The 22,847-nt window shown below is 33.5% G+C and carries 23 protein-coding genes and 1 pseudogene; 14 read left to right on the top strand and 10 right to left on the bottom strand.

Annotation, left to right across the window (positions count from 1 at the left end):
- Window positions 1-3: 3 nt before the first annotated feature.
- The 3 genes from H600_RS0101615 to H600_RS0101625 form a co-directional block, all read right to left on the bottom strand.
- A complete protein-coding gene (locus tag H600_RS0101615) occupies window positions 4-1,146 on the bottom strand; it encodes a hypothetical protein (protein WP_026727147.1) in 1,143 nt (380 codons plus the stop codon).
- A 277-nt stretch (window positions 1,147-1,423) separates the two neighbouring features.
- On the bottom strand, window positions 1,424-2,281 hold the full coding sequence (locus H600_RS0101620) for an MBL fold metallo-hydrolase (RefSeq protein WP_026727148.1): 858 nt from the start codon (window positions 2,279-2,281) through the stop codon (window positions 1,424-1,426).
- A 79-nt stretch (window positions 2,282-2,360) separates the two neighbouring features.
- Window positions 2,361-3,281 (bottom strand): hypothetical protein, encoded by a 921-nt coding sequence (locus H600_RS0101625; RefSeq protein WP_026727149.1) that lies wholly within the window; start codon window positions 3,279-3,281, stop codon window positions 2,361-2,363.
- Window positions 3,282-3,647: 366 nt separating this feature from the next.
- Here H600_RS0101625 and H600_RS0101630 point away from each other — a divergent pair, with 366 nt between their 5' ends.
- The 8 genes from H600_RS0101630 to sufD all read left to right on the top strand — a co-directional run bounded on the left by H600_RS0101630 (window position 3,648) and on the right by sufD (window position 9,097).
- Window positions 3,648-3,977 (top strand): HesB/IscA family protein, encoded by a 330-nt coding sequence (locus H600_RS0101630; RefSeq protein WP_026727150.1) that lies wholly within the window; start codon window positions 3,648-3,650, stop codon window positions 3,975-3,977.
- 91 nt (window positions 3,978-4,068) lie between these two features.
- Window positions 4,069-5,517, top strand: a complete 1,449-nt coding sequence (sufB, locus tag H600_RS0101635; protein WP_026727151.1) for a Fe-S cluster assembly protein SufB — start codon at window positions 4,069-4,071, stop codon at window positions 5,515-5,517.
- Between the two features lie 14 nt (window positions 5,518-5,531).
- On the top strand, window positions 5,532-5,729 hold the full coding sequence (locus H600_RS0101640; protein ID WP_026727152.1) for a DUF2683 family protein: 198 nt from the start codon (window positions 5,532-5,534) through the stop codon (window positions 5,727-5,729).
- On the top strand, window positions 5,720-5,992 hold the full coding sequence (locus H600_RS0101645; protein ID WP_026727153.1) for a Txe/YoeB family addiction module toxin: 273 nt from the start codon (window positions 5,720-5,722) through the stop codon (window positions 5,990-5,992). Before H600_RS0101640 ends, H600_RS0101645 begins: the two co-directional genes overlap by 10 nt.
- A 6-nt stretch (window positions 5,993-5,998) precedes the next feature.
- Window positions 5,999-6,487, top strand: coding sequence for a flavodoxin family protein (locus tag H600_RS0101650; RefSeq protein WP_026727154.1), 489 nt, complete (start codon window positions 5,999-6,001; stop codon window positions 6,485-6,487).
- Between the two features lie 11 nt (window positions 6,488-6,498).
- Window positions 6,499-7,245 (top strand): Fe-S cluster assembly ATPase SufC, encoded by a 747-nt coding sequence (sufC, locus tag H600_RS0101655; protein WP_008466070.1) that lies wholly within the window; start codon window positions 6,499-6,501, stop codon window positions 7,243-7,245.
- Window positions 7,246-7,292: 47 nt separating this feature from the next.
- Window positions 7,293-7,661, top strand: a complete 369-nt coding sequence (locus tag H600_RS0101660; protein ID WP_012023264.1) for a four helix bundle protein — start codon at window positions 7,293-7,295, stop codon at window positions 7,659-7,661.
- Between the two features lie 119 nt (window positions 7,662-7,780).
- Window positions 7,781-9,097: a Fe-S cluster assembly protein SufD gene (gene sufD, locus H600_RS0101665; RefSeq protein ID WP_026727155.1), complete on the top strand. Its 1,317-nt coding sequence runs from the start codon at window positions 7,781-7,783 to the stop codon at window positions 9,095-9,097.
- Between the two features lie 156 nt (window positions 9,098-9,253).
- Here the strand turns inward: sufD and H600_RS0101670 are convergent, their stop codons facing one another.
- On the bottom strand, window positions 9,254-10,603 hold the full coding sequence (locus H600_RS0101670) for a serine hydrolase domain-containing protein (RefSeq protein WP_026727156.1): 1,350 nt from the start codon (window positions 10,601-10,603) through the stop codon (window positions 9,254-9,256).
- Window positions 10,604-10,824: 221 nt separating this feature from the next.
- Here H600_RS0101670 and H600_RS0101675 point away from each other — a divergent pair, with 221 nt between their 5' ends.
- The 6 genes from H600_RS0101675 (at window position 10,825) to H600_RS0101700 (ending at window position 15,054) form a co-directional block, all read left to right on the top strand.
- Complete coding sequence (locus tag H600_RS0101675) at window positions 10,825-12,039, top strand: aminotransferase class V-fold PLP-dependent enzyme (protein WP_026727157.1); 1,215 nt, start codon at window positions 10,825-10,827, stop codon at window positions 12,037-12,039.
- A 6-nt stretch (window positions 12,040-12,045) separates the two neighbouring features.
- Entirely contained in the window at window positions 12,046-12,471 is a 426-nt protein-coding gene (locus tag H600_RS0101680; RefSeq protein WP_026727158.1) for a protein kinase family protein, read from the top strand.
- 2 nt (window positions 12,472-12,473) lie between these two features.
- Window positions 12,474-12,899: a SufE family protein gene (locus tag H600_RS0101685; protein ID WP_026727159.1), complete on the top strand. Its 426-nt coding sequence runs from the start codon at window positions 12,474-12,476 to the stop codon at window positions 12,897-12,899.
- A 131-nt stretch (window positions 12,900-13,030) separates the two neighbouring features.
- On the top strand, window positions 13,031-13,354 hold the full coding sequence (locus H600_RS0101690) for an SUF system Fe-S cluster assembly protein (RefSeq protein ID WP_012023258.1): 324 nt from the start codon (window positions 13,031-13,033) through the stop codon (window positions 13,352-13,354).
- A gap of 162 nt (window positions 13,355-13,516) precedes the next feature.
- Window positions 13,517-14,026 (top strand): DUF2480 family protein, encoded by a 510-nt coding sequence (locus tag H600_RS0101695; RefSeq protein ID WP_026727160.1) that lies wholly within the window; start codon window positions 13,517-13,519, stop codon window positions 14,024-14,026.
- A 77-nt stretch (window positions 14,027-14,103) separates the two neighbouring features.
- Window positions 14,104-15,054, top strand: a complete 951-nt coding sequence (locus tag H600_RS0101700; protein WP_026727161.1) for a DUF3078 domain-containing protein — start codon at window positions 14,104-14,106, stop codon at window positions 15,052-15,054.
- 252 nt (window positions 15,055-15,306) lie between these two features.
- Here H600_RS0101700 and H600_RS23020 read toward each other — a convergent pair whose 3' ends face one another.
- The 6 genes and pseudogenes from H600_RS23020 to H600_RS0101730 form a co-directional block, all read right to left on the bottom strand.
- Entirely contained in the window at window positions 15,307-15,462 is a 156-nt protein-coding gene (locus tag H600_RS23020) for a hypothetical protein (RefSeq protein ID WP_167330289.1), read from the bottom strand.
- Window positions 15,449-16,033, bottom strand: a pseudogene (locus tag H600_RS21760) (ATPase). The gene H600_RS23020 and the pseudogene H600_RS21760 overlap by 14 nt, the downstream one beginning before the upstream one ends.
- A gap of 75 nt (window positions 16,034-16,108) precedes the next feature.
- Complete coding sequence (gene hflX / locus H600_RS0101715; RefSeq protein WP_026727162.1) at window positions 16,109-17,338, bottom strand: GTPase HflX; 1,230 nt, start codon at window positions 17,336-17,338, stop codon at window positions 16,109-16,111.
- Between the two features lie 150 nt (window positions 17,339-17,488).
- The gene (locus H600_RS0101720; RefSeq protein WP_026727163.1) at window positions 17,489-18,349 is read right to left on the bottom strand and encodes a hypothetical protein; all 861 of its coding nucleotides are present in this window, start codon (window positions 18,347-18,349) and stop codon (window positions 17,489-17,491) included.
- A 122-nt stretch (window positions 18,350-18,471) separates the two neighbouring features.
- On the bottom strand, window positions 18,472-19,812 hold the full coding sequence (locus tag H600_RS0101725) for a DUF5689 domain-containing protein (RefSeq protein ID WP_026727164.1): 1,341 nt from the start codon (window positions 19,810-19,812) through the stop codon (window positions 18,472-18,474).
- A gap of 18 nt (window positions 19,813-19,830) precedes the next feature.
- Window positions 19,831-22,647, bottom strand: coding sequence for a carboxypeptidase-like regulatory domain-containing protein (locus H600_RS0101730; RefSeq protein ID WP_026727165.1), 2,817 nt, complete (start codon window positions 22,645-22,647; stop codon window positions 19,831-19,833).
- Window positions 22,648-22,847 lie beyond the last annotated feature (200 nt).

Here is a 22,847-nt window from a genome sequence, read left to right on the forward strand (position 1 = left end):
TTTTTATTTTAGGGCTGGGTTATGTGTAGTATTTAATTTTGATGTCTTAAAGCTTGCAATCAAATTATTTGCTCTTTCAATTAATGCTTTTCCGTCGCTCTTATCATAATCGTTAGCGATTAATTTTTCAGATTCAGCGATAGTTTTTTCAGGCTGATCCAACATAAGGTAAATTACTGCTAGATTATAATAAGCTGAATATCTCATTTTGCGCGAAGCCTTGTTGTCCTCAGCATATTTTGTTTTCAATGAATCAAAATACTCGATAAGAGGCTGCATATTAGATTTCAAGTCATCAATTGGCTCATCGGCTTTCATGGTTGCAAATAAAGACTTAACAGCCTGAATTGCTTCGATCTGAGTTTTTCCTTCGTCGCTTTTCGCATCCAAAATCCATAGAATTTCGTTATCGCTTTTAGGTTTAAAGCCATAAACTCTATCAATATTATTACCAAAAGTATTCAATGAATTATTGGCAAAATCTCTTAAAGTTTGTTCTTTAATAGCTGTTCTGTTTATGTTAAACTCTTTCATAGATGCTGATGGATCTAAAGTTTCTTTTGAAGTGTATTTTAATTCTCCATTGAAATTAACATTAAAGCCTTCATTTGATGCTGTAGAATCTTTTTTCACAACTGCGTTTTTCAAAAATCTATTGCTTGCCACTGCTGCTTGTTTTGCTTTATCTGCTTCGATTTGTTTATCCGAAACTGGTGCCGCAGTAACCGGACCTTTTACTTTGGCATAACCTCTTGTCGCATAAGTTGCTTCTACCCAATAAAAAACTTTTCGAGGCGATGTAACTTTACCATCTTTATCTCTTTTCTCATCTTCAACTCTTGATTTAGGTGAAACACCTCTCTCAACAAAATCTTCTAAGTTAAGTTCGATATCAACAGTACCATTTTCTTCAACTTTTTTCCAGCCTGTTATATAAACCTTTTCATTTGCAGTTTCTGGATTTACATAACTATACAATGCTGAGCCTAATTTTACTCTTGACGAAAAAGTTCTTTTTTCAAACGGAACATATTCCTTAGGAAGAATTTGATAATTCACGCCAAAATAAAAGCGATCAAGGTCTACTTTCTGAGCTTTGGAGCTAAAAACAGACATTAATAAAACAAAAACAATAAATTTTTTCATAGGTTAATTATTAATAAATTTTGATGCACAAACCTATTTATAATATTTCTAAAAAACAACTTTATATGACTATCAACTAAAGAAGATTGTGTTAAATTTCACACATTCTTATACTTTGGCACAGTGAACAATACAAGAATTTTCTTATTTGATTATTAACGATAAAAAACTTACTTTTAAATCAATTCGTTGCAGTTTTTTCCTAATCAATCTCATAAAGAAAACCTGTCTTTTTTCTAAAAAAAAAACAGGTTTACTAATTTATGTTTTTAGTTTTTTAAAAAATATCTTCGCAAGTGAATACATCCTTTAATCGAACACCTTTTTCAGTATGTTCAACTGTGATGATTTGATTGTGAGCATCATGCTCTAAGAATAAATAATAATTTTGATCGGCTGCAGCGTTTAGCAATTTTGCTTTTTCAGGCATGGTCAGCAAAGGTCTTGTATCGTAACCCATTACATAAGGAAGCGGAATATGTCCTGCGGTAGCCAATAAATCAGCACAAAATACTATCGTTTTATCTTTATACCTAATATATGGAATCATTTGTTTTTCGGTATGACCATCGACATAATAAATATCGAAACCTAATTCGCTAGAGAAGCCAAAATCCGTTTTTGGTCGATCAACAAAATTCAATTGACCGCTTTCTTGCATTGGTAAAATATTCTCTGAAAGAAAAGATGCTTTTTCACGAAGATTTGGCTTTATGGCCCATTCCCAATGATTTTCATTTGTCCAAAATTTTGCATTCTTAAAAGCCGGTTCGTATCCCGTTTTATCAGAATTCCATTGAACACTTCCACCACAATGGTCAAAATGCAGATGCGTCATAAAAACATCAGTAATATCGTCTCGATGGAAACCATATTTTGCCAACGATTTATCTATAGAATGCGAACCCCAAAGTGAATAATATCCAAAAAATTTCTCCGACTGCTTATCGCCCATTCCTGTATCAATCAAAATCAGGCGATTTCCATCTTCAACAAGCAAACAACGCGCCGCAATATCAATTAAATTATTGGCATCAGCTGGATTCGTTTTATTCCAGATTGTTTTAGGAACTACGCCAAACATAGCGCCTCCATCTAACTTAAAATTTCCAGATTCTATTGGATAAAGTTTCATAAAATTAATTTCTAGTATGCAAACAAAGCTAGGAAATCCAACTTCCTTAAACTAGAAATTCAACACAAAACTTAAAAAACTATTCTAGAGTAATCGAAGAACTGCCCATTATTTCCTGCTTGTCGAAAAAATTCACGAAATAAGTGCCTTTTTTAAATTTGCTTACGTCATTATTTAAAACACCATAAACATTTGCCATTTTACCTTGGTAATCAACACCAACCAAAAAACTGTAAACAAGCGCTTTGTCGTTGCCAAACTCTATTAGTTTGTTTTCTCCTAAAACAGTATTTTTTTGATCCAAAACCTGAATATAATAAACTCTCTTTCCAGTTTTTGCAATCGAACTTCCGTTTACAGAAAAACTAATTTTCAACTTTTCGGTATTTTTTGCTTTGGTAGTTTCCTGTTCTTTGCCAGAGCTTTTTTCATGAAGAGCGATCACTTTGAAATTACCTAAAGAAAGTTTCGAAGCATCTTTTAAAGTCGACTCCAATTTTTTTTGCTTTGAAATCAAGGTATCATTCTCTGCTTTTTGCTTGTACATAACCACATTTTGGCTTTCAATTTCGCTTAGCAAATTTTTGTTTTGAGACTTTAGTTTTTTGATCTCTTTTACTTTGGCATCTAATGAAATTTTTAAATCTGAAAGTTGTTTTCGATAAATCTTGATTTGTTCGATCGACGGATTTTTTGACGCTTTTATAATTTCCATCAAATTCTCAATATTCTTTTTTTCAAGTTCCAATTCTTGAGAAAGTGCGGTTTTTTCGAAAATGGCAACATCATAAGCCAGCTTCAAATTATTCAAAGAGTCCAATATATTTTTTTGATCAATAGACTCCCTTTCAGGGCCAATAAGCTCTAGTCGATTAGCAGAAGGCTCTTCTATGAGGCTGTTTGGTTCGTTGCTAAAAGTTAAATAAGTAGCTCCTATTCCAAATATAAAAATTATTCCAAAAAGTACCTTAATCCAGCCGTCTTTGTGATTTTTTTTCATAAATACTCATAATTTACTGCAAAAATACCAAAAATTACCAACTTTAAATAGGTATAAATACGGGAATTTAACGTTTTTTACATCCTCTTTAATAATTTAGCAACAAACAGCCCTTGAATTTGTAAGTTTCTTTTTATTTCCTAAAGAATATGGGCACTTTCCTATATTTTTAAACATGAAAATAACTTCTATCTATTTTAACATTTGTTATAATAATGTGAAGCGTTATGGAAAAAGGTTTTTAAGTCGTATCTTTGCAGACAATTTCATTTCAACATTGACAGACAGCACTTTAAAATGTAATAATTTAATTACTTTTTAATAAATATTAAAGGAATGTTGAAAAAGATAAATACCATAAAAACAATGATAAAAGTTTCTGATACAGCCAAAAAGAAAATCATCGACCTGATGACTGATGATGGTTTTGATGCCGCTCACGACTACGTACGTGTTGGAGTGAAAAGTGGCGGATGCTCTGGTTTGTCATACGATTTGAAATTTGACAAAACCAAAGGCGATGATGACAAGATATTCGTAGATAACGATATACAAATTGCAGTTGAAAAAAAATCATTCCTGTATTTAGCCGGAACAATTCTTGAATTTTCAGGCGGATTGAATGGAAAAGGTTTTGTTTTCAATAATCCAAACGCAAGCAGAACTTGCGGTTGCGGAGAATCATTTTCTCTATAGTCAAAAGCCGAAAGTCACAAAGCCTTCAAAGACTCTAAATTTACTTTCAGACTTTATGACTTTAAATTTTTTAAGACAACATTAAAATATAATGAGCAAATACACCGAAGACGATTTAAAAATCGAACTGGAAACTAAAGAATATGAGTACGGATTTTATACCAATATAGAATCTGAGACTTTCCCTATTGGCTTAAACGAAGACATCGTGAGAGCTATTTCGCTTAAAAAAGAAGAACCTGAATGGATGACCGAATGGCGCATCGAGGCTTTCCGTGCCTGGAAAGAAATGATCGAGCCAGAATGGGCAAATGTTCGTTATGAAAAACCAGACTTTCAGGCGATTTCTTATTATTCAGCTCCAAAACAAGTAGATCCTAACAAAACTTTGGACGATGTTGATCCGGAATTATTAGAGATGTACAAAAAATTGGGGATTTCTGTTGACGAACAAAAAATGATGAACAATGTCGCTATGGATATTGTTGTCGATTCTGTTTCTGTAGCAACAACTTTCAAGAAAACATTGGCGGAAAAAGGAATTATTTTCTGTCCAATTTCTGAAGCTATCAAAGAACATCCTGAATTAGTAAAAAAATATTTAGGAACTGTTGTACCTCAAAAAGACAACTTCTACGCAGCATTAAACTCAGCGGTTTTCTCTGACGGAAGTTTCTGTTATATTCCAAAAGGCGTTAAATGTCCGATGGAACTTTCAACGTATTTCAGAATCAATCAGGCAGGAACTGGACAATTCGAAAGAACTCTTGTTATTGCAGATGAAGGAAGTTACGTTTCTTACCTTGAAGGATGTACTGCTCCAAGCCGTGACGAAAATCAATTGCACGCTGCTGTGGTTGAATTAATCGCTTTGGATGATGCTGAAATTAAATATTCTACAGTTCAAAACTGGTTCCCTGGAAACAAAGAAGGAAAAGGTGGAGTTTACAACTTCGTAACCAAAAGAGGTTTATGTGAAACAAACGCTAAAATTTCTTGGACACAGGTTGAAACGGGTTCTGCTGTCACTTGGAAATATCCTTCTTGTGTTCTTAAAGGAGATAATTCAGTAGGAGAATTTTATTCAATTGCCGTTACCAATAATTTCCAACAAGCGGATACCGGAACTAAAATGATTCATTTAGGCAAAAACACTAAATCGACTATTATTTCTAAAGGTATTTCGGCTGGAAAATCACAAAACAGTTACCGTGGTTTAGTGCAGATTTCGCCAAGAGCGGAGAATGCAAGAAACTTTTCGCAATGTGATTCTCTTTTAATGGGGAACAATTGTGGTGCACATACTTTCCCTTATATCGAAAGTAAAAATCCATCGGCTAAAATTGAGCACGAAGCAACGACAAGTAAAATTGGAGAAGATCAGGTTTTTTATTGCAACCAAAGAGGTATCCCGACTGAAAAAGCGATTGCCTTAATTGTAAACGGTTTCAGTAAAGATGTATTGAACAAATTGCCAATGGAATTTGCGGTTGAAGCGCAAAAATTATTAGAGATTTCTTTAGAAGGTTCTGTAGGATAATAAAAAGCACAATTATGGATATCATCTTAAAAAATGTAAAGAAAAAAGATTTTCCGGTTTTAAAATCGCTGGCAAAATCTCTTGGTTTTGAAATTATTGAAGAAACAGAGAAACCATATAATCCAGAATTTGTAAAAGAAATTCTTAATGCTGAAAAAAGTATTGAAGAAGGAAAAGGAGTTAAAATAAAAGTTGAGGATTTGTGGAAATAATTTATTCTGAAAAGGCACAAAAAGATATTCTTTTTTGGAAGAAGTCCGGAAACAAATCAATAATGAAAAAGATCACAAGTTTAATTGAAGACATTTTACTTCATCCTTATGAAGGACTTGGAAAACCAGAACAATTAAAATATGAATTATCTGGAAGATGGTCAAGAAGAATTGATAAGGAGCATAGAATTATTTACAGAATAACAGAAGAAAGCAATATAGAAATACTAAATATTCTTTCATTGAAAGGACATTACGAATAGGTATTAATGGAAAATAAAAAAGTCATCATTTTAGGTTCATCCCGAAAAAATGGAAACACAACAAAAATTGTGGATGAAATTTCTAAGGAGCATCACATTGAAGTAGTGAATTTAAGTGATTACAATATTTCGTATTACGATTACGAAAGCAAAAATATAGACGATGATTTTCTTCCTTTAATAAGAAGAATACTGGAAGAGTACGACACCTTACTTTTTGCAACGCCGGTTTATTGGTACAATATGAGCGGTATTATGAAGGTCTTTTTCGACAGGATTTCAGATTTAATCCGAATTGAAAAAGAAACCGGAAGAAAGCTAAGAGGAAAGAAAATTGGAGTGATTACAAATTCACACGATAATGAAATCGAAGACAGTTTTTACATCCCGTTTCAAAAATCTGCCGATTATTTAGGCATGGAATATTTAGGACACGCGCATTTTAATGCCAACATCCTAAACCAAACAACAAAAATAGAATTGACATTTATATAAAATAAAAAACAATGTTATCAATAAAAAACCTTCACGCCGCGATTGGTGATAAAGAAATCCTGAAAGGAATTAATATAGAAGTTAAAGCTGGAGAAGTTCACGCTATCATGGGACCAAACGGTTCTGGAAAAAGTACACTTTCTGCTGTTATTGCGGGAAACGAAAACTACGAAGTTACAGACGGAGAAGTTATTCTTGACGGAGAAGATCTTGCTGATCTAGCTCCAGAAGAAAGAGCACATAAAGGTGTTTTCCTTTCTTTTCAATATCCGGTAGAAATTCCTGGAGTTAGCGTTACTAACTTCATGAAAACAGCTATCAACGAAACTCGTAAAGCAAACGGACAAGAAGAAATGCCGGCTAACGAAATGTTGAAAGTAATTCGTGAGAAATCTGAATTATTAGAAATCGACCGTAAATTTTTATCTCGTTCTTTAAATGAAGGTTTTTCCGGAGGAGAGAAAAAAAGAAACGAAATCTTTCAAATGGCAATGCTTGAGCCAAAATTAGCGATCCTTGACGAAACCGATTCTGGTCTTGATATCGACGCTTTAAGAATCGTTGCAAATGGTGTAAACAAATTAAAAAGCGACAAAAACGCAATCATTGTTATCACCCACTACCAACGTTTGCTAGATTATATCGTTCCTGATTTCGTTCACGTTCTTTACAACGGAAGAATCGTAAAATCTGGAGGAAAAGAATTGGCTTACGAATTAGAAGAAAAAGGATACGACTGGATTAAAGCAGAGAATTAGTCAGTCATAAAGTCGAAAGTCGAAAGTTATAAAGTCGGAAATACAGGATGAGTAAGTTCAAATCTTTTGAGGAAATAAATTCTTGGCAAAAATCTCGAATCTTCAATAAGAAAATATATTTGATTACTGAAAATTCTAATTTCAAAAAAGACTTTGATTTTGTTAGACAAATTAGACGTGCATCACTTTCTATATCATCTAATATAGCGGAAGGCTTTGAGAGAAATACAGACAAAGAGTTTATTTACTTTTTATATGTTGCCAAAGCTTCAGCAGGAGAAGTAAGATCTCAATTATATTTAGCTTTTGATTTAGAATATATTATAAAAGAAGAATTTGAAATGCTTTTAGAATCGATAACAGAAATATCGAAATTATTAAGCGGTTTCATTAAATATTTGAGCCCAAAGTCATAAAGTCGAAAGGAATAAAGCAATAAACTTTATTACTTTAAATTTTTAACCTTTTGGCAAAAACAGTCGACAATCCAAAGTCTTTCGACTTTCGACTTTCGACTTTAAGACTAAAAAGAACAATGGATTTAAAAGAAAAATTAGTATCGTCTTTTATGGCTTTTGAAGAGCGTGTCGATGTACATTCAGATTTACACGACATACGCACAAATGCTTTAAAAAACTTCGAAAATAAAGGTTTCCCAACCAAAAAAGAAGAAGCTTGGAAATATACATCGCTAAATGCCATCTTAAAAAATGACTTTACGGTTTTTCCAAAGCAAGAAAATGCAATCGAATTCAATCAGGTAAAAAAATACTTTTTACACGAAATTGATACTTACAAATTAGTATTTATCGATGGCGTTTTCAGTTCGCATTTGTCTTCTACAACGCATGACGGAATCGATGTTTGTTTGATGTCATCGGCATTGACCAAACCAAAATATAAAATGGTTATTGATACATACTTCAATCAAATTGCAAGCAAAGATGATAGTTTGACTTCATTGAATACTGCTTTTGCAATGGAAGGTGCTTTTATCAATATTCCAAAGAAAAAAGTAGCTGACAAACCAATTGAGATTATGTATTTCTCAACTGGAAATGAAGCAGCTTTAATGGTTCAGCCAAGAAATTTGGTTATTGTGGGCGAAAATTCACATGTTCAGATTATTGAGCGTCATCAAAGTTTGAATGAAAATCCAGTTTTAACAAACTCTGTTACTGAGATTTTTACTCAAAAACGCGCGATTGTCGATTATTACAAAATTCAAAACGACAATAGCGAAGCGAATTTAATTGACAACACTTACGTTTCTCAACAGCAGGAAAGTCACGCTTCTGTTCACACTTTCTCATTTGGAGGAAACTTGACACGTAACAACTTAAACTTTTACCATTTCGGAGAAAGATTAACAAGTACGCTAAACGGAATTTCGATCTTAAATGATAAACAGCACGTTGATCATTATACTTTGGTAAACCACGCAACGCCAAATTGCGAAAGTTTCCAGGATTATAAAGGAATTTTTTCTGATCGTTCAACAGGAGTTTTCAACGGAAAAGTTTTGGTAGAAAAAGAAGCTCAAAAAACAAATGCTTTCCAAAAAAGCAACAATATTTTATTGAGTGACAAAGCTACAATCAATGCAAAACCACAATTAGAGATTTTTGCCGATGACGTAAAATGTTCTCACGGATGCACTGTTGGTCAGCTTGACGAAACAGCAATGTTCTACATGCAATCTCGTGGAATCCCGAAAAAAGAAGCTAAAGCTTTATTGATGTACGCATTCTCAAATGCCGTTATCGAAAGCATCAAAATACCAGAACTAAAACAAAGAATTACTAAAATCATTGCCATGAAATTGGGCGTGAATTTAGGATTTGATTTGTAAAAAATTCTAAATTATAACAATAAAAAAACCGATAAGCTTTTAAAGTTTATCGGTTTTTTTGTTTGCTACTCCTGCAAGGTTTCCAAAACCTTGTAGGTATTATTTACGTTTCTATACCTACAAGGTTTTGGAAACCTTGCAGGAAGGGAACAATTTTTATTTCTTCACACTTTCAATAATCCCTTTCAAAAACCCATTAAAATCAAATCCAGGTTCTTCTTCCTTTACTCCCATTCTCACAATTACCATATCCAAAGACGGAATAATCGCCACCATTTGACCTTGATAACCACTGCAATAAAACATATCACGCGGAACATCCGGGAATTTCCCTCCGGAATTTAACCAAAATTGCGCTCCATATTTCCCTTCAGAAGTATTGGTTGGTGTTGATGTGTATTTTACCCAGCTTTCATCCAATATTTGTTCCCCATTCCAGTTTCCTTTTCTTAAATATAATAACCCAAATTTTGACCAATCTCTTGGCGTTGCCCATCCGTAAGACGAGCCTACGAAAGTTCCGCTCATATCTTGCTCAACAATCATCGAGTTCATTCCGATTTTGTCGATTACAGCGCTGTACCAAAAGTCAAGATATTCTTGTTGTGTTTTAAATTGGCTTCTTAAAATTCGGGATAATAAATTGGTTGTTCCTGACGAATAATACCAATGTGTGTTTGGTTTATATTTCGCCGGTTTATCCATTTGCACTTTTCCCATATCTTCAGATTGAAAAAGCATTTGTGTGGCATCACAAATCGTACTGTAATTTTCTTCCCATTCTAAACCAGAATTCATGTGAAGCAAATCGTTAACCGTAATATTTTTACGTTCATCATTTTGCCATTCTTTAATTGGAGCTGGTTTGTAAATATCAATTTTTCCTTGTTTAGCTAAAACGCCAAAAGCCGAACTTGTGATACTTTTAGTCATCGACCAACCCAGAATTTTACTGTTTTTATTAAATCCCGTATCGTATTTTTCTCCGATTAATTTGTCTTTATATAAAACAACAACGGCGCGCGTGCGTTTTGCTTTTCCGCCATCTTTATCAAATGAATCATCAATTGCTTTTTTCAATTTTGCATAATCCACATTCGCGAAAGCGGTATCTTTTGGTTCGTTATTTCCGTACGGAAAAGGAAGATTGTTCTCTAATTTTGTTCTTTTCGGAAGCAAATACGGTTTTGAAATATCATAATCATCATTAATTAATAAAGCACCCAAACCATCTCTGTAAATCGCTTTTCTTTCTTTCAAACCATAAACCGCCGATGTAGCAAATTTTCCGGCATCGTTAATTGTATTTGTTGCGAGATCTAATAAATGAATATCATTATCGGTTTTCTGAATTAAATCTAAAGAGCGATGATCCATAAAATGTCCCGAGGCAACACTCTTGGCAGAAAAACCAGAAATCAAATCAAGTTTCGGATAAGTTGTAAATCCGAAATACAAAAAGGCAAGAACAAGGGCAAGCGCCAGTACTTTGAGAAATTTTTTCATAGCAATGTCAGATATTTTTATCGCAATATAAATAATTTATGGTCACGATATTGTAACTCAAATCACAAATACAATTTGGATAATGCAGAAAACCGATTAGTTTTTTAAAGAATCAGCAATTACGCCATCTCGCAATTACGCCATAAAAGGAAATTATAGAATTCCTGTATAAACAAATTTAGTTTTAGTACTTTTGTAAATAGATTTTTTCTAAATAAGACATGCTAGATATTCAAAAAATAAGAGCTGATTTTCCGATACTTTCACAAACTGTAAACGGAAAACCTTTAGTATATTTCGACAACGGAGCCACTTCGCAAAAACCACAAATTGTGATTGATGCTGAAGTAAAATATTATCAGGAAATCAACGCCAATATTCACCGTGGCGTTCACACTTTAAGCCAATTAGCTACTGACGCTTACGAAATTTCTCGTGGCAAAGTCAAAGAACATATTAATGCAAAACATGCTCACGAAGTGCTTTTTACTTCGGGAACGACGCACGGAATCAATTTGGTGACAAACGGTTTTGCTTCAATTTTAAAACCGGGCGACGAAGTAATTGTTTCTTCATTGGAACATCACAGTAATATTGTGCCTTGGCAAATGTTATGCGAAAAAACCGGAGCTACTTTAAAAGTGATTCCGATGAACGAAAATGGCGAATTGATTTTGGAAGAATTTGATAAACTTCTTTCAGAAAAAACAAAAGTCGTTACGGTAAATCATATTTCAAACGCACTCGGAATCATTAATCCGATTAAATATATTATTGACAAAGCACATGCTGTTGGTTCTGCAGTTTTGATTGACGGCGCGCAGGCTGTTCCGCATTTAAAACCAAATGTCCAGGAATTAGATTGTGATTTTTATGCTTTTTCAGGACATAAAATGTGCGGTCCAACTGGAACAGGAATTCTTTACGGAAAAGAAGAATGGCTGAACAAACTTCCTCCTTATCAGGGTGGTGGCGAGATGATCAAAGAAGTGACTTTCGAAAAAACAACTTACGCTGATCTTCCGCATAAATTTGAAGCTGGAACTCCAAATATCGCTGGCGGAATTGTTTTAGGAACTGCAATTGATTATCTAAACAATATTGGTTTCGAAAATATTCAAGAATACGAACACGAACTTTTAGAATACGCGACAAAACGTTTACTAGAAATTGAAGGTTTGAGAATCTACGGAACCGGAAAAAATAAAGCATCGGTAGTTTCATTTAATATTGATGGAATTCACCCTTATGATATTGGTTCGATTATCGATAAATTAGGAATTGCGGTTAGAACCGGACATCATTGTGCACAGCCCATTATGAATTTCTTCTGTATTCCGGGAACGATTCGTGCTTCGTTTTCTTTCTATAATACTAAAGAAGAAATCGATCAAATGGTTGAAGCGGTTAAGAAAGCGCAAACAATGCTAAGCTAAAAAAATATGAGACTATTATCTTTATTGCTCTTAACGATTTTTATTGGAACAAGCTGTTCCAGTCAAAAAAATGCAGATATGACTTCAACACAAATTGAATATTCAGCTGTTTCAAGAGGTCTTTTTAAAAAGATAATTGTTCAAAATAAAACAGTGACAGTTACCAACGGTAGAAACGCACAACCTGTAGAAAAGAAAATCGACGATGCAAAATGGAAACAAATTGTAGCTGAATTTTCGAAAATAAATTTAGAAAATATTCCAAACTTGAAAGCTCCGACAGAAAAACGTTTTTATGACGGCGCCGCAATTGGAAATTTAAAAATAACTCAAAATCAAAAAACCTACGAAACCAAAGGTTTTGACAATGGTTTTCCGCCAAAGGAAATAGAAAAACTGGTAAATTTGCTGGTTGATTTTGCTAAAGAATAATTATGACAATAAAAGAAATTCAAAACGAAATAATAGACGAATTTTCAATGTTCGACGACTGGATGCAACGTTATGAGTACATCATCGAACTAGGAAAAAGTCTTCCGTTAATTAAAGAAGAATACAAAACCGACGAGAATTTAATCAAAGGTTGCCAATCGAAAGTTTGGTTGCAAGGCGAACAAAACGACGATAAAATTGTTTTCACAGCAGATAGCGACGCGATTTTGACCAAAGGAATAATCGCGATTTTAATTCGCGCTTTCTCCAACCAAAAAGCATCTGATATCATAAATGCAGATACTGATTTTATTGACGAAATTGGTTTGAAAGAACATTTATCAGCAACACGAGCCAATGGTTTGGTTTCGATGATAAAAAACATCAAAATGTACGCTTTGGCTTTTGATGCTAAAAACAAAAATTAAAAAATTTAAACCATTAAGGCATTAAGGTTCATAAAGCTTTAAGCTTAATTTTCTTGGCAATTAGAAGAGAATTAAGTGTACTGCAAAACTTAATTTTCTTAATATCTTAATGGTAAAAACAAAAAATAAAAATGGAACAAGAAATAGACACAAACGAATTAGGAGAATCAATCGTAAGAGTTTTAAAAGGAATTTACGATCCTGAGATTCCTGTAGATATTTATGAATTAGGATTAATTTACGACGTAATGGTAAACACAGATTACGAAGTGAAAATCCTAATGACATTAACATCTCCAAACTGCCCGGTGGCGGAAAGTTTACCAAGAGAAGTGGAAGAAAAAGTAAAAACAATCGAAAACATTAAAGATGTTGACGTAGAAATTACTTTTGATCCGCCTTGGAGCAAAGATTTAATGAGCGAAGAAGCGAAGTTAGAATTAGGAATGCTTTAATTTAGTCGTAAAGTCAAAAGTCGAAAGTCTAAAAGTTAAGAGCTTTATGACTTTTGACATTCGACTTTAAGAATTAAAATAATTAGTCATAAAGTTGAAAGTCATAAAGTCGAAAGTAAAAAGACTTTATGACTTTCGACCTTCGACTTTAAGACTTAAAGAATGGAAGAAATCATCAATAAAGTTGCCAATAGTGCTTTAGAAGTTTTTGATCTTGAGGATTATTATCCAAAAGGAATCCGTACCCAGATTGACATTTCGCAATGGCTTTTGGAAGGATTTTTATTGAAAGAAAAAGACTTTAGAGAACATCTTAAAAATCACGATTGGTCGCAATATCAAGATCAATATGTGGCGGTACATTGCAGTACAGACGCCATTATTCCGGCTTGGGCCTTGATTTTAGTAAGTGTTCATTTAGCGCCCTTTGCTAAAAAAGTAGTTAACGGAACGATAGAGGATTTAGACGCTAGTTTATACGAAGAAATCTTAAAAAACATAGATTATTCGGCTTACAAAAGTAAGCCCGTTATTGTAAAAGGCTGTTCAAGAAAACCTGTTCCCATGCGTGCTTATATTTTAGCCACAACTTATTTACAGCCATTTGCAAGAAGCATCATGTATGGCGAAGCATGCTCTGCAGTGCCTTTATACAAAGAATCCAAGAAATAAGCTTCAATAACGATCGGCTACACCTTCACATCTCATTGGTTTTTAGTATATTTGACTATGCACTTAAACTAAACACCATGAGAAAGATCCTATTATTACTCTTCGTTTTAGCGAATCTTACTTTTGTACAAGCCCAAAATACAGAAAAAGAACTAGCGCAAAATACCGAAAAAGCCGTCAAAAAAATCAATGATACAATTGAAGAAGAAGGCTGGAAAGCAAAAGGAACTGTGTCACTTTTGTTAAATCAGTCAAGCTTCAATAACTGGATCGCCGGAGGTGAAGACAGCTTCTCAGGAACACTCGGAATCAATTATGATTTCAACTACAAAAAAGACGACATTACTTGGGACAATAAAGTTCTCGCTTATTACGGTTTACTGCAAACCAAAAATGCCGATTTCGAAAAGAAAACCGATGACCGTTTTGAATTCAATTCAGTTGTCGGTAAAAGAGCATTTGGAGAATGGTACTACTCTTATTTCCTGAACTTCAGAACACAATTTACAACCGGATACATTTACGGACAAGACGCAAACGGAAAAGAAATCAGGACTGAAAATACTAAATTCATGTCTCCGGGTTACTTAACAACAGGTCCAGGTATTTACTGGTCAAAAGATGAAAATCTCAAAATAAATTTTGCGCCACTAACCTCAAAATTCACATTTGTAGACAAAGCCTACACGACCGCTATCGATCCGGCAACAGGCCTGCCTTATCCTGACGGATATTATTTTGGTGTCGATGCCGGCAAAAGCATGCGATACGAACTCGGATTCTATGCTTCGGTCTATTACAAACTGGCCATTATGACCAATGTAACTGCTGAAAATACGTTGAATTTATATTCCAATTATTTAGAAGATCCACAAAATGTAGACATCAATTATTCGTTAAACATTGTCATGAAAGTGAATAAATTTCTGTCTGCAAATTTTTCATTCCAAACGATTTATGACGACAATGCATTCCAAGGATTTCAAACCAGAGAGGTTTTCGGTATGGGAATTAACTTCGGATTCTAATGATCAGAAGCCACACAAAAGGCATTTCAACAAACATGGTTTCCCGCTCTCGGCTATATCTCGCTGTTGCCCTCTCGGGCAAGCAAGGATAACGCCTCCATCGGGGCTAGATTCAAACAATTGGCTTTTTTTAAACAGTTGGAAAAAACGCCATAGATTAATGGATTATTAAGATTATAAAAAATGCTTTTAAATCCCTTAATCTGTGGCAAATAAAAAACGGCTTTTGAAATAATTCAAAAACCGTTTCTTTTATAATGATTGAGGTTTTATTTTTACCACTTTACCATCTTTCATAACAACTAAGTCACTGTTGTTTTTCTTTTTGAACTCAATTAATTTTTCATAAACAAGATCCATTGAATCTAAAATTTTAGTTTGAGTAGCTGATCTTTTATATGTTTTCATTGTAAAACTTTTTAAGTCTATCGTATTTAATTTCGTTGATTATATCAATCTCAGTATCCAACATTTTTTGTGCAATTAATTCAGGTTTCCCAAATGAATTATCAAAAATCATGGCCTCGTCAACTATCGGCAAATATATATTAAATAAATTTACTATTCCATTTACATATCGACGTTTAATTACATCATTTTCAATGTTATGACCACCTTCCTTCACTCTTGTTTTTACTCTTTCCATTGCTAGGTCAACATCTTGCAACCAAAAAAACAAAAGCACTACTTTATACTTTTTCTCTTGAGCAATTTTCACTTTAGATTTATAACTTTTAGTTGCAAGAGTCGTTTCAAAAGCAAAAACTTCATTATTAATCAAAAGTTCATTTATTCTGTGAAGCATAATTCTACCCGCTTCAAAAGCAACTTTTTCCGGCTGAAATGGAGAGAGTCCTTTAGCAATTTCATCAGCATTGACAAATTCTTTACAATCTAATATTTCGGGTAATATTGTAAAGGATGCTGTTGTTTTGCCGGCTCAATTACAACCTGCAATTATATATAAATTCTTACTCATTCTAACAAAGATATAAAATAAAACAGCCAAATTTAAAAAAACGGCTTTTGAAATAATTCAAAAACCGTTTCTATTTTATTCCTCTTCTTTTTCAATTGCATCCTTATAATCTGGATACAAAAACTTATTATATGGAAATCTCGTGATATGAATCTGGCGAACCGCTTCGTAAACCATTTCTCTAAATTCCTCAAAATTTTGTTTTTGTGTCGCCGAAATAAATAATGTTTTATCCTGACCAACATTACTCATCCATGTCTGTTTCCATTCGTCCAGTGTCCAGTGTTTTCTGGTTCTTTCGGTGATCAAATCATCTTCGTCAATAGTCAAATGTTTGTAGGCATCGATTTTATTGAAAACCATAATAACCGGTTTTTCATGCGCTTTAATATCCTGCAGAATCTGATTTACAGATTCAATATGATCTTCAAAATCCGGATGCGAAATATCTACCACATGTAGTAATAAATCAGCTTCACGAACCTCATCCAATGTGCTTTTAAAAGAATCTACTAATTGCGTTGGCAATTTTCTAATAAATCCAACAGTATCCGACAACAAAAATGGGAGATTTTTTATGACCACTTTTCGAACTGTTGTATCTAAAGTCGCAAACAATTTATTCTCAACAAAAACTTCACTTTTACCAACTGCATTCATCAAAGTCGATTTCCCTACGTTTGTGTAACCAACCAATGCCACACGAACCATTGCTCCGCGATTGCTTCGCTGAATACTCATTTGTTTGTCGATCGTTTTGATTTTATCTTTCAATAACGAAATTCGGTCACGAACAATACGTCTGTCCGTTTCAATCTCCGTTTCTCCAGGACCACGCATACCAATACCCCCTTTTTGACGTTCAAGGTGTGTCCATAAACCGGAAAGTCTTGGTAATAAATAGATACATTGTGCAAGTTCAACCTGTGTTCTTGCATAAGACGTTTCGGCTCTTTGCGCAAAAATATCTAAGATCAAGTTGGTTCTGTCTAAGATTTTTGCATCAATAATTCTTGAGATATTTTTTTGCTGTGAAGGCGTTAATTCATCATCAAAAATAACTGTCGATATTCCGTTCTCTTTTACAAAAAGATTGATTTCGTCTATTTTTCCTGTACCAACAAAAGTCTTCGGATTCGGGCGTTCCATTTTTTGCGAAAAGCGTTTAATAACTTCACCGCCAGCAGTAAAAGTCAAAAACTCTAATTCGTCTAAATATTCGTTAAGTTTTTCTTCACTTTGGTTTTGAGTTACGATACCAACAATGGCCGTTTTCTCAAAATTTATAACTTCTTTCTCTAACATATCTTAAAATAAGCTACAAATTTAATCATTTGTATACTACTTACAATTATAGAATTTCAATTTTAAATTCAATTCAAAAAATAAACCATTTATAAATCAAGCAATAAAACTTGATTTATAAATGGTTTCAAAATTTTTGTCAAAAACAGTTTATTCGTAAATAAATGTTTTTTCAGTTTTTACAATCCCGTTTTCTTCAATCTGAGAACATGAAATTGGAAAATTCAATTTGTTGTATTTATACTTTCTGCTTACTGCTACTAAAGCTGTAGAAGACGGACTAAAATTCATTTCATTATTATATGAAATCGACTCAAACGGAAATTCCTCTTCATGATACGAAATCATCGGAACAATTACTTTATAATTATCTCCAAAAAGGCTTTGAACAATTAGCTGATCCACCGATTTTTTATCATCATAAGTAAATGATTTAGAGATTTTATCGCCAACCAAACCTTTGTGTTTTGAAACATTATCATTTACATAAACATACTCGATTTTGCCAATAATCTGTTTATTTCTGTCGCGAGAAGTACGTCTCACAATGATTCCGTTCTCCACAATATATTCAATATCATCAACAAGATTCTGGTGATTGGTACTCTTTTTAGTCGTTACTTTTACTCTTGCTCCTTCATAAAAAAAAGTGACTACTTTTGTAATATAGTCAGATCCTTCTTGATATTTTTTTACAAACTTAATGATGTTGTTATCTGCATCATACGTATAATTCACGGCTTCTTTCCAATCACTTCCAACTTTGTCTTTTACAGTTTTATCCAACAAACCTTTTGTGTTATAAAAAAAATGCTGCACAACATCTGAAGTTGTAATGGTTTCAATTTTTCCGTCTTTAAAAACAATTGTTTTGTTTACAATTTCACCATCTTTTGAATTTTGGTAATTTGTTTTTACAATGTTGATTTGCTTTAATTTAACCGGAGCGTCTTGACTGTGCATCAAGAAAGGGAATACCATCAATAAGATGGCGATAAAGTAGGTTTTCATTTTGTTCTTAGTTTCAATTTGGGATGACCAAAATACAAAATTCTGACAAATTCCAATAATTTAAATCTCAAAAAACAAATTACTTTTTAATTTTCCCTCTCCAAAATCAAAAAAATAATCGCCTATTTTTCACCAAAAATCTTCACATCATCAACCATAAATGCGCCATTTAGCGTTTTATCTTTTCCAGAGCCAACATATCGAAATGCAATATTGATATTTCCTGTGTAAGCTGATAAATCTATTCCACCCGAACTTATAAATTGTCGGGTTGGCGTGGCGAGCGACGGGACCTTTGCTTCTAATTTTGCCCATTTTGCTTTAGCTATGTTTGAACCGTCAAAGTTTGTTGACACATAAACCTCTAAAGTATTCAAAGCAGAATCTAGTTTTAAATCATGCTGTGCACTTCTAAAAGATAATACCGCATTTTTATAACCTGTTAAATTAATTTTTGGCGAAATCAGCCAAGCAATATTCTCAGCAGCGGTTGTACTTGTGGTATTAAACTCAGCATATCCATTTCCTGAATACACCATACTTTTCCAAAGTTTTGTAGCTTTTTCAACGATATTACTCCATCCCGGAAGTGCAAAATTCACATTGTTTTTGACGGACTGAAAGTCTTCGGCAAAAAATGGAGTGTTCCTTTTTCCTTTCATTTCAATATCACTTTCAAACCGGACCATAAACTGATAATCCGATCCAAACTTGGTTAAAATTCCACGAACTTTTCCACTTCCTTCAGGCACAAAGTGATCAGCAAATTTGGCATAACTACTAGTTCTAAAAATAATCTGATTTCCTGTATTGTCTCTTAAATTCCAATTCGTCGAACCGCCAACATTATTACTTTCTTCAAAATAATGACGCCCCAATGCTTCTTCAGTAAATTCAACATTATTGAGCTCAATCAAAGTATTTAATTTTGAGTCATTTAATGCTTTTTCGATAGAAAGCGATTCGACCAATTGATTTTCATCTATAATTGTGCAAGACGCATTCAAAACACTTTTTATTTCATTTTGCGAAATTCTTCCAACTGTAGGATCACCTGCATTGCTTACATATAAATCTCCAATTCTTAATCCGCCGTAATACAAATCGGTAAATTGGTTTTTAAGCTTTATGTAAACTTTGTTTCCTAGCCTATAATCTATGTAAGTATTTGAAGCATCAATAGGAACACTAAATCCTATTGCTGAATTTTCCTCAGAAGCTTTTGTCTGAAATGAGATGGTTTTAAAAAAATTTCCGCCTTCATCACTCGAGACAACATAAGCTTCAACAATATCATCATAAGTATATTGTTTTGCCGTTGTGCTTGAAAGCTCATAGACTTTTTCTACAGTTTTATTTGCTGTAAAATCTGGCTGTGTGCAAACTAATTTTGGAGTTTCAATTTCCGAACTACAACTACAGAAAACGAACGATAAAATAACAAACAAAAGCAATTTTTTCATGAGAAATAAATTTTCAGATTATAAACCTAGGGTAAGATTTAGAAAATAAGTTCGGCCGGAACCGTAATAATATTTTGGCCCAAACGATGGCGTTCCACTCGAAATATCTTGATTCAATGCTCTGAAATTAGCATTCCGCGCTTGTTCAAAACCGCCAGTTTTATATACTAAATTCAATGCATTATTAACGCTCGCAAAAAGTGCGATATATTTTTTGTGAACACGCCAAGATTTTCCTCCGTTGAGATTAAGCAAGGTTACAGGATTAAACTTTTCCTGTTTCAACAATTCATTTCCTCGTTCAGAAGTGGCTTCGGGAAACGGAAATCCATTTACTGGATTAATATAAAATTGGGATGTTCTCGAAATTGGGGAAACATCAATATAATTATCTGTCAAATAATTTATATTCGCGCTCAACCACCAAAACTTGGGATCACGATATTCTAAACCTAATGAATACGCTTGTTGTGGCGTACCTGCTTGTTTATAATTTTTAAGATAAGCACGTCCAAAATCAAAAATGGTCTGAGGATCATCTCTAGATGCGTTTGCATCATTTGTAATCGAAACATTTGGATTGCTGCTGTAGATAAAATTGCCGTAAGCCGCAGAAAAAGTTGTTTTGAAAGTTGGCGAAATTTGATATTCAAAACTCAACTCTGTTCCTGTATTTTTCTTGTCCAACTTTGTTAAAGTCTGACTAACAAAAGCATCTGTTGGATCATAGCCGATACCTTTATCAAATATTCCTTCGGCGTAAAAGAAAGAAGTTTTAGAAGTGTTTTTTATCAAAGTGTAATAAGCTGTAAAACGCAATTTGAGTTTTGGTGAACGATAAACATAATTCGCTTCGGCACTGCTTACATTTTCACTTTCAATTTCGTTCACTATGCTATTATTTAATCGTGAATTTGAAAATGTATTTCGCAAAGAAGGCGCTCTGGTAATATGTTCAGCATTAACAAAAAACCATTGTCTGCCCGAAATTTTATAAGTGAATCCACCTTTAAAACCAAAATCCTCAAAAGTTACTTTGTTGCTTTTTCCTAGAGAATTCTTCGCATAAATTCCGTTTTGATATAATCCTTCACGCTGATAATTAGAAATCGAATATGACTGCCCGAGAAAAAATTCGGTTTTATTATAAGCAAATTTAAACTGTGAAAAAACATCAATTGTATTGGCTAAAAAATTATAATTATAACCGTAAATATCGCCTTCTTTTACTTGTCGATCTGGATGAAGTAAATCAGATTGTGCCAAATTTCCTTTGTAAAACGGATCAATATCTTCAAAATATTCTCCGCCAAGAAGATCTAGTAAATACTGAAAATTGTGTGATTTCAAATTCCGATAAACGATTCCTCCATCAAAAGAAAGATTTGAGTTTATCTGAGAATTTAAAGTTGAATTGAATGCAAAAGTTTTGTCGTCAGTTCTGTCTTCATAAAGAACATAATGACTTTGTGCTGGTTCATAACCATTTTGACCCGGTTTTTGATTTGCCAAATACATGGCGTTCCAATCAATTTGAGGATCTGCTAAAAATGCCACTTTACTTTTTTCGGCATTTTCATAATCTGGCATAAAATCTCCTAAAAATTCGCCGTGGTCTTTGGCGTAAAGAGAACTGAAATAACTTGGCATTTTTCGGTAATAAACGGGATCCGGACTGTTGGCATTTTGATAATCAATATTGCTATTTCCAACTTTTCCAAACTGATACATTATTCCTGAATTCAGATTGTTTTTTTCATCAATCCTAAAATAATGATTCAGCATCAAGAGTGGCTCTTCAATATTTTTTACCCTTGCATTTCGTTTTTTACCATTTTGAAATCCCCAATACGAATTGTATTTTTCACCCATTAAACCGATTGATTCATCCGTATTTGGCGAATTTTTTCCACGGGAATTTGGCGTGTAAAACCCAGTAAAATTAAGTGATTGTCTACTGTTTAATTTCTTCTCAACACTTATAAAAAAGGAATCTGCATTAAAATTCGTTCCTTCAAAATAACCAACTTCCGCATATCTTTTTCCTGCAGAAACGGCATACGCCCAACCCGAAGCGTTCATTCCCGAAGCATAAGTTCCTATGGCACGCCAAGTGTAGGCTGAATTGCTTCCTGAAAAGGTAAGTTGGGCTCCTTTTCTGTATAAAGAAGCTCGCGTAGCAATTTGCTGTGTTCCTAAAACTCCTCCAAAAGTATAATTTGAAACAGCTGCGCCTACTGAAAATTCCTGATTTCTGAGTATATTATTTAAACCTCCCCAGTTATTCCATTGTGGCCGTCCGTCATAGATTTTATTCATCGTCATGCCGTTGAGCATCATAGTTCCGTTTTCACTGTCCAAACCACGAACTTTAAATCGGGCTTGACCCCAATTAAAAGCAGAAGCTTGCATAAAAGCATCTTTCGAAGACTGTAAAAGTCCTGAAGTCATTTCAGACGAACTGCTATCATCAGACAAATCGGTATCTAAAAGCGTGATTAATGCGGCCGGGGTTTCATCGGAATATAAATCTTCTAATTGCAGTGTTCCGAGATAAACGATCTGTCCAAAATTAGATCGAATTTTAAGAAGCAAATCTTTGAAACCTTGACTATGAATCAACAGCAATTGTTCTCCGTTTACAGCAGAATGCAGTTCAAATTGACCCGTTTTTGAAGTAAGTTTTGTTATGGAAGTATTTTGAATTGTAACCACAACATTCTCGAGAGGATTTTGCGTTTTAGCATCAATTACAATCCCTCTAAAAATTGTTTCTTGTGCAAAGGCAAAATTAAAAGAGCATAGAAGTAAAAACCCGAAGTATTTTTTTATCATTAAATTCCAATTTATTTCTGAAAATTGTTTTAGGATTTTCATCCTATTCAAAAGATAAAATTGGTTTTTGGAAAAGTAAATGGATTTAATTTCTTAAATCATGAAATTCAAATGTAAAGAAAATATTTAAAAATATAAATATTTTCTTACTAATGTTTTGATTGAAATTTGAAATTAATTCAATAGATTTGTCTATTTTT

It is taken from the genome of Flavobacterium denitrificans DSM 15936, assembly GCF_000425445.1.
GTDB classification, from domain to species: Bacteria; Bacteroidota; Bacteroidia; order Flavobacteriales; family Flavobacteriaceae; genus Flavobacterium; species Flavobacterium denitrificans.

Bases quoted from the DNA above. Each gene is read 5' to 3' on its own strand.
- H600_RS0101630 (WP_026727150.1), top strand. From the start codon at position 3,648: ATGATAAAAGTTTCTGATACAGCCAAAAAGAAAATCATCGACCTGATG.
- H600_RS0101650 (WP_026727154.1), top strand. From the start codon at position 5,999: ATGGAAAATAAAAAAGTCATCATTTTAGGTTCATCCCGAAAAAATGGA.
- H600_RS0101690 (WP_012023258.1), top strand. From the start codon at position 13,031: ATGGAACAAGAAATAGACACAAACGAATTAGGAGAATCAATCGTAAGA.
- H600_RS0101615 (WP_026727147.1), bottom strand. From the start codon at position 1,146: ATGAAAAAATTTATTGTTTTTGTTTTATTAATGTCTGTTTTTAGCTCC.
- H600_RS0101695 (WP_026727160.1), top strand. From the start codon at position 13,517: ATGGAAGAAATCATCAATAAAGTTGCCAATAGTGCTTTAGAAGTTTTT.
- H600_RS23020 (WP_167330289.1), bottom strand. From the start codon at position 15,462: ATGAAAACATATAAAAGATCAGCTACTCAAACTAAAATTTTAGATTCA.
- sufC (WP_008466070.1), top strand. From the start codon at position 6,499: ATGTTATCAATAAAAAACCTTCACGCCGCGATTGGTGATAAAGAAATC.
- H600_RS0101680 (WP_026727158.1), top strand. From the start codon at position 12,046: ATGAGACTATTATCTTTATTGCTCTTAACGATTTTTATTGGAACAAGC.
- H600_RS0101640 (WP_026727152.1), top strand. From the start codon at position 5,532: ATGGATATCATCTTAAAAAATGTAAAGAAAAAAGATTTTCCGGTTTTA.
- H600_RS0101725 (WP_026727164.1), bottom strand. From the start codon at position 19,812: ATGAAAAAATTGCTTTTGTTTGTTATTTTATCGTTCGTTTTCTGTAGT.
- H600_RS0101700 (WP_026727161.1), top strand. From the start codon at position 14,104: ATGAGAAAGATCCTATTATTACTCTTCGTTTTAGCGAATCTTACTTTT.
- hflX (WP_026727162.1), bottom strand. From the start codon at position 17,338: ATGTTAGAGAAAGAAGTTATAAATTTTGAGAAAACGGCCATTGTTGGT.
- H600_RS0101685 (WP_026727159.1), top strand. From the start codon at position 12,474: ATGACAATAAAAGAAATTCAAAACGAAATAATAGACGAATTTTCAATG.
- H600_RS0101625 (WP_026727149.1), bottom strand. From the start codon at position 3,281: ATGAAAAAAAATCACAAAGACGGCTGGATTAAGGTACTTTTTGGAATA.
- H600_RS0101670 (WP_026727156.1), bottom strand. From the start codon at position 10,603: ATGAAAAAATTTCTCAAAGTACTGGCGCTTGCCCTTGTTCTTGCCTTT.
- H600_RS0101720 (WP_026727163.1), bottom strand. From the start codon at position 18,349: ATGAAAACCTACTTTATCGCCATCTTATTGATGGTATTCCCTTTCTTG.
- H600_RS0101730 (WP_026727165.1), bottom strand. From the start codon at position 22,647: ATGATAAAAAAATACTTCGGGTTTTTACTTCTATGCTCTTTTAATTTT.
- H600_RS0101660 (WP_012023264.1), top strand. From the start codon at position 7,293: ATGAGTAAGTTCAAATCTTTTGAGGAAATAAATTCTTGGCAAAAATCT.
- sufD (WP_026727155.1), top strand. From the start codon at position 7,781: ATGGATTTAAAAGAAAAATTAGTATCGTCTTTTATGGCTTTTGAAGAG.
- sufB (WP_026727151.1), top strand. From the start codon at position 4,069: ATGAGCAAATACACCGAAGACGATTTAAAAATCGAACTGGAAACTAAA.
- H600_RS0101675 (WP_026727157.1), top strand. From the start codon at position 10,825: ATGCTAGATATTCAAAAAATAAGAGCTGATTTTCCGATACTTTCACAA.
- H600_RS0101620 (WP_026727148.1), bottom strand. From the start codon at position 2,281: ATGAAACTTTATCCAATAGAATCTGGAAATTTTAAGTTAGATGGAGGC.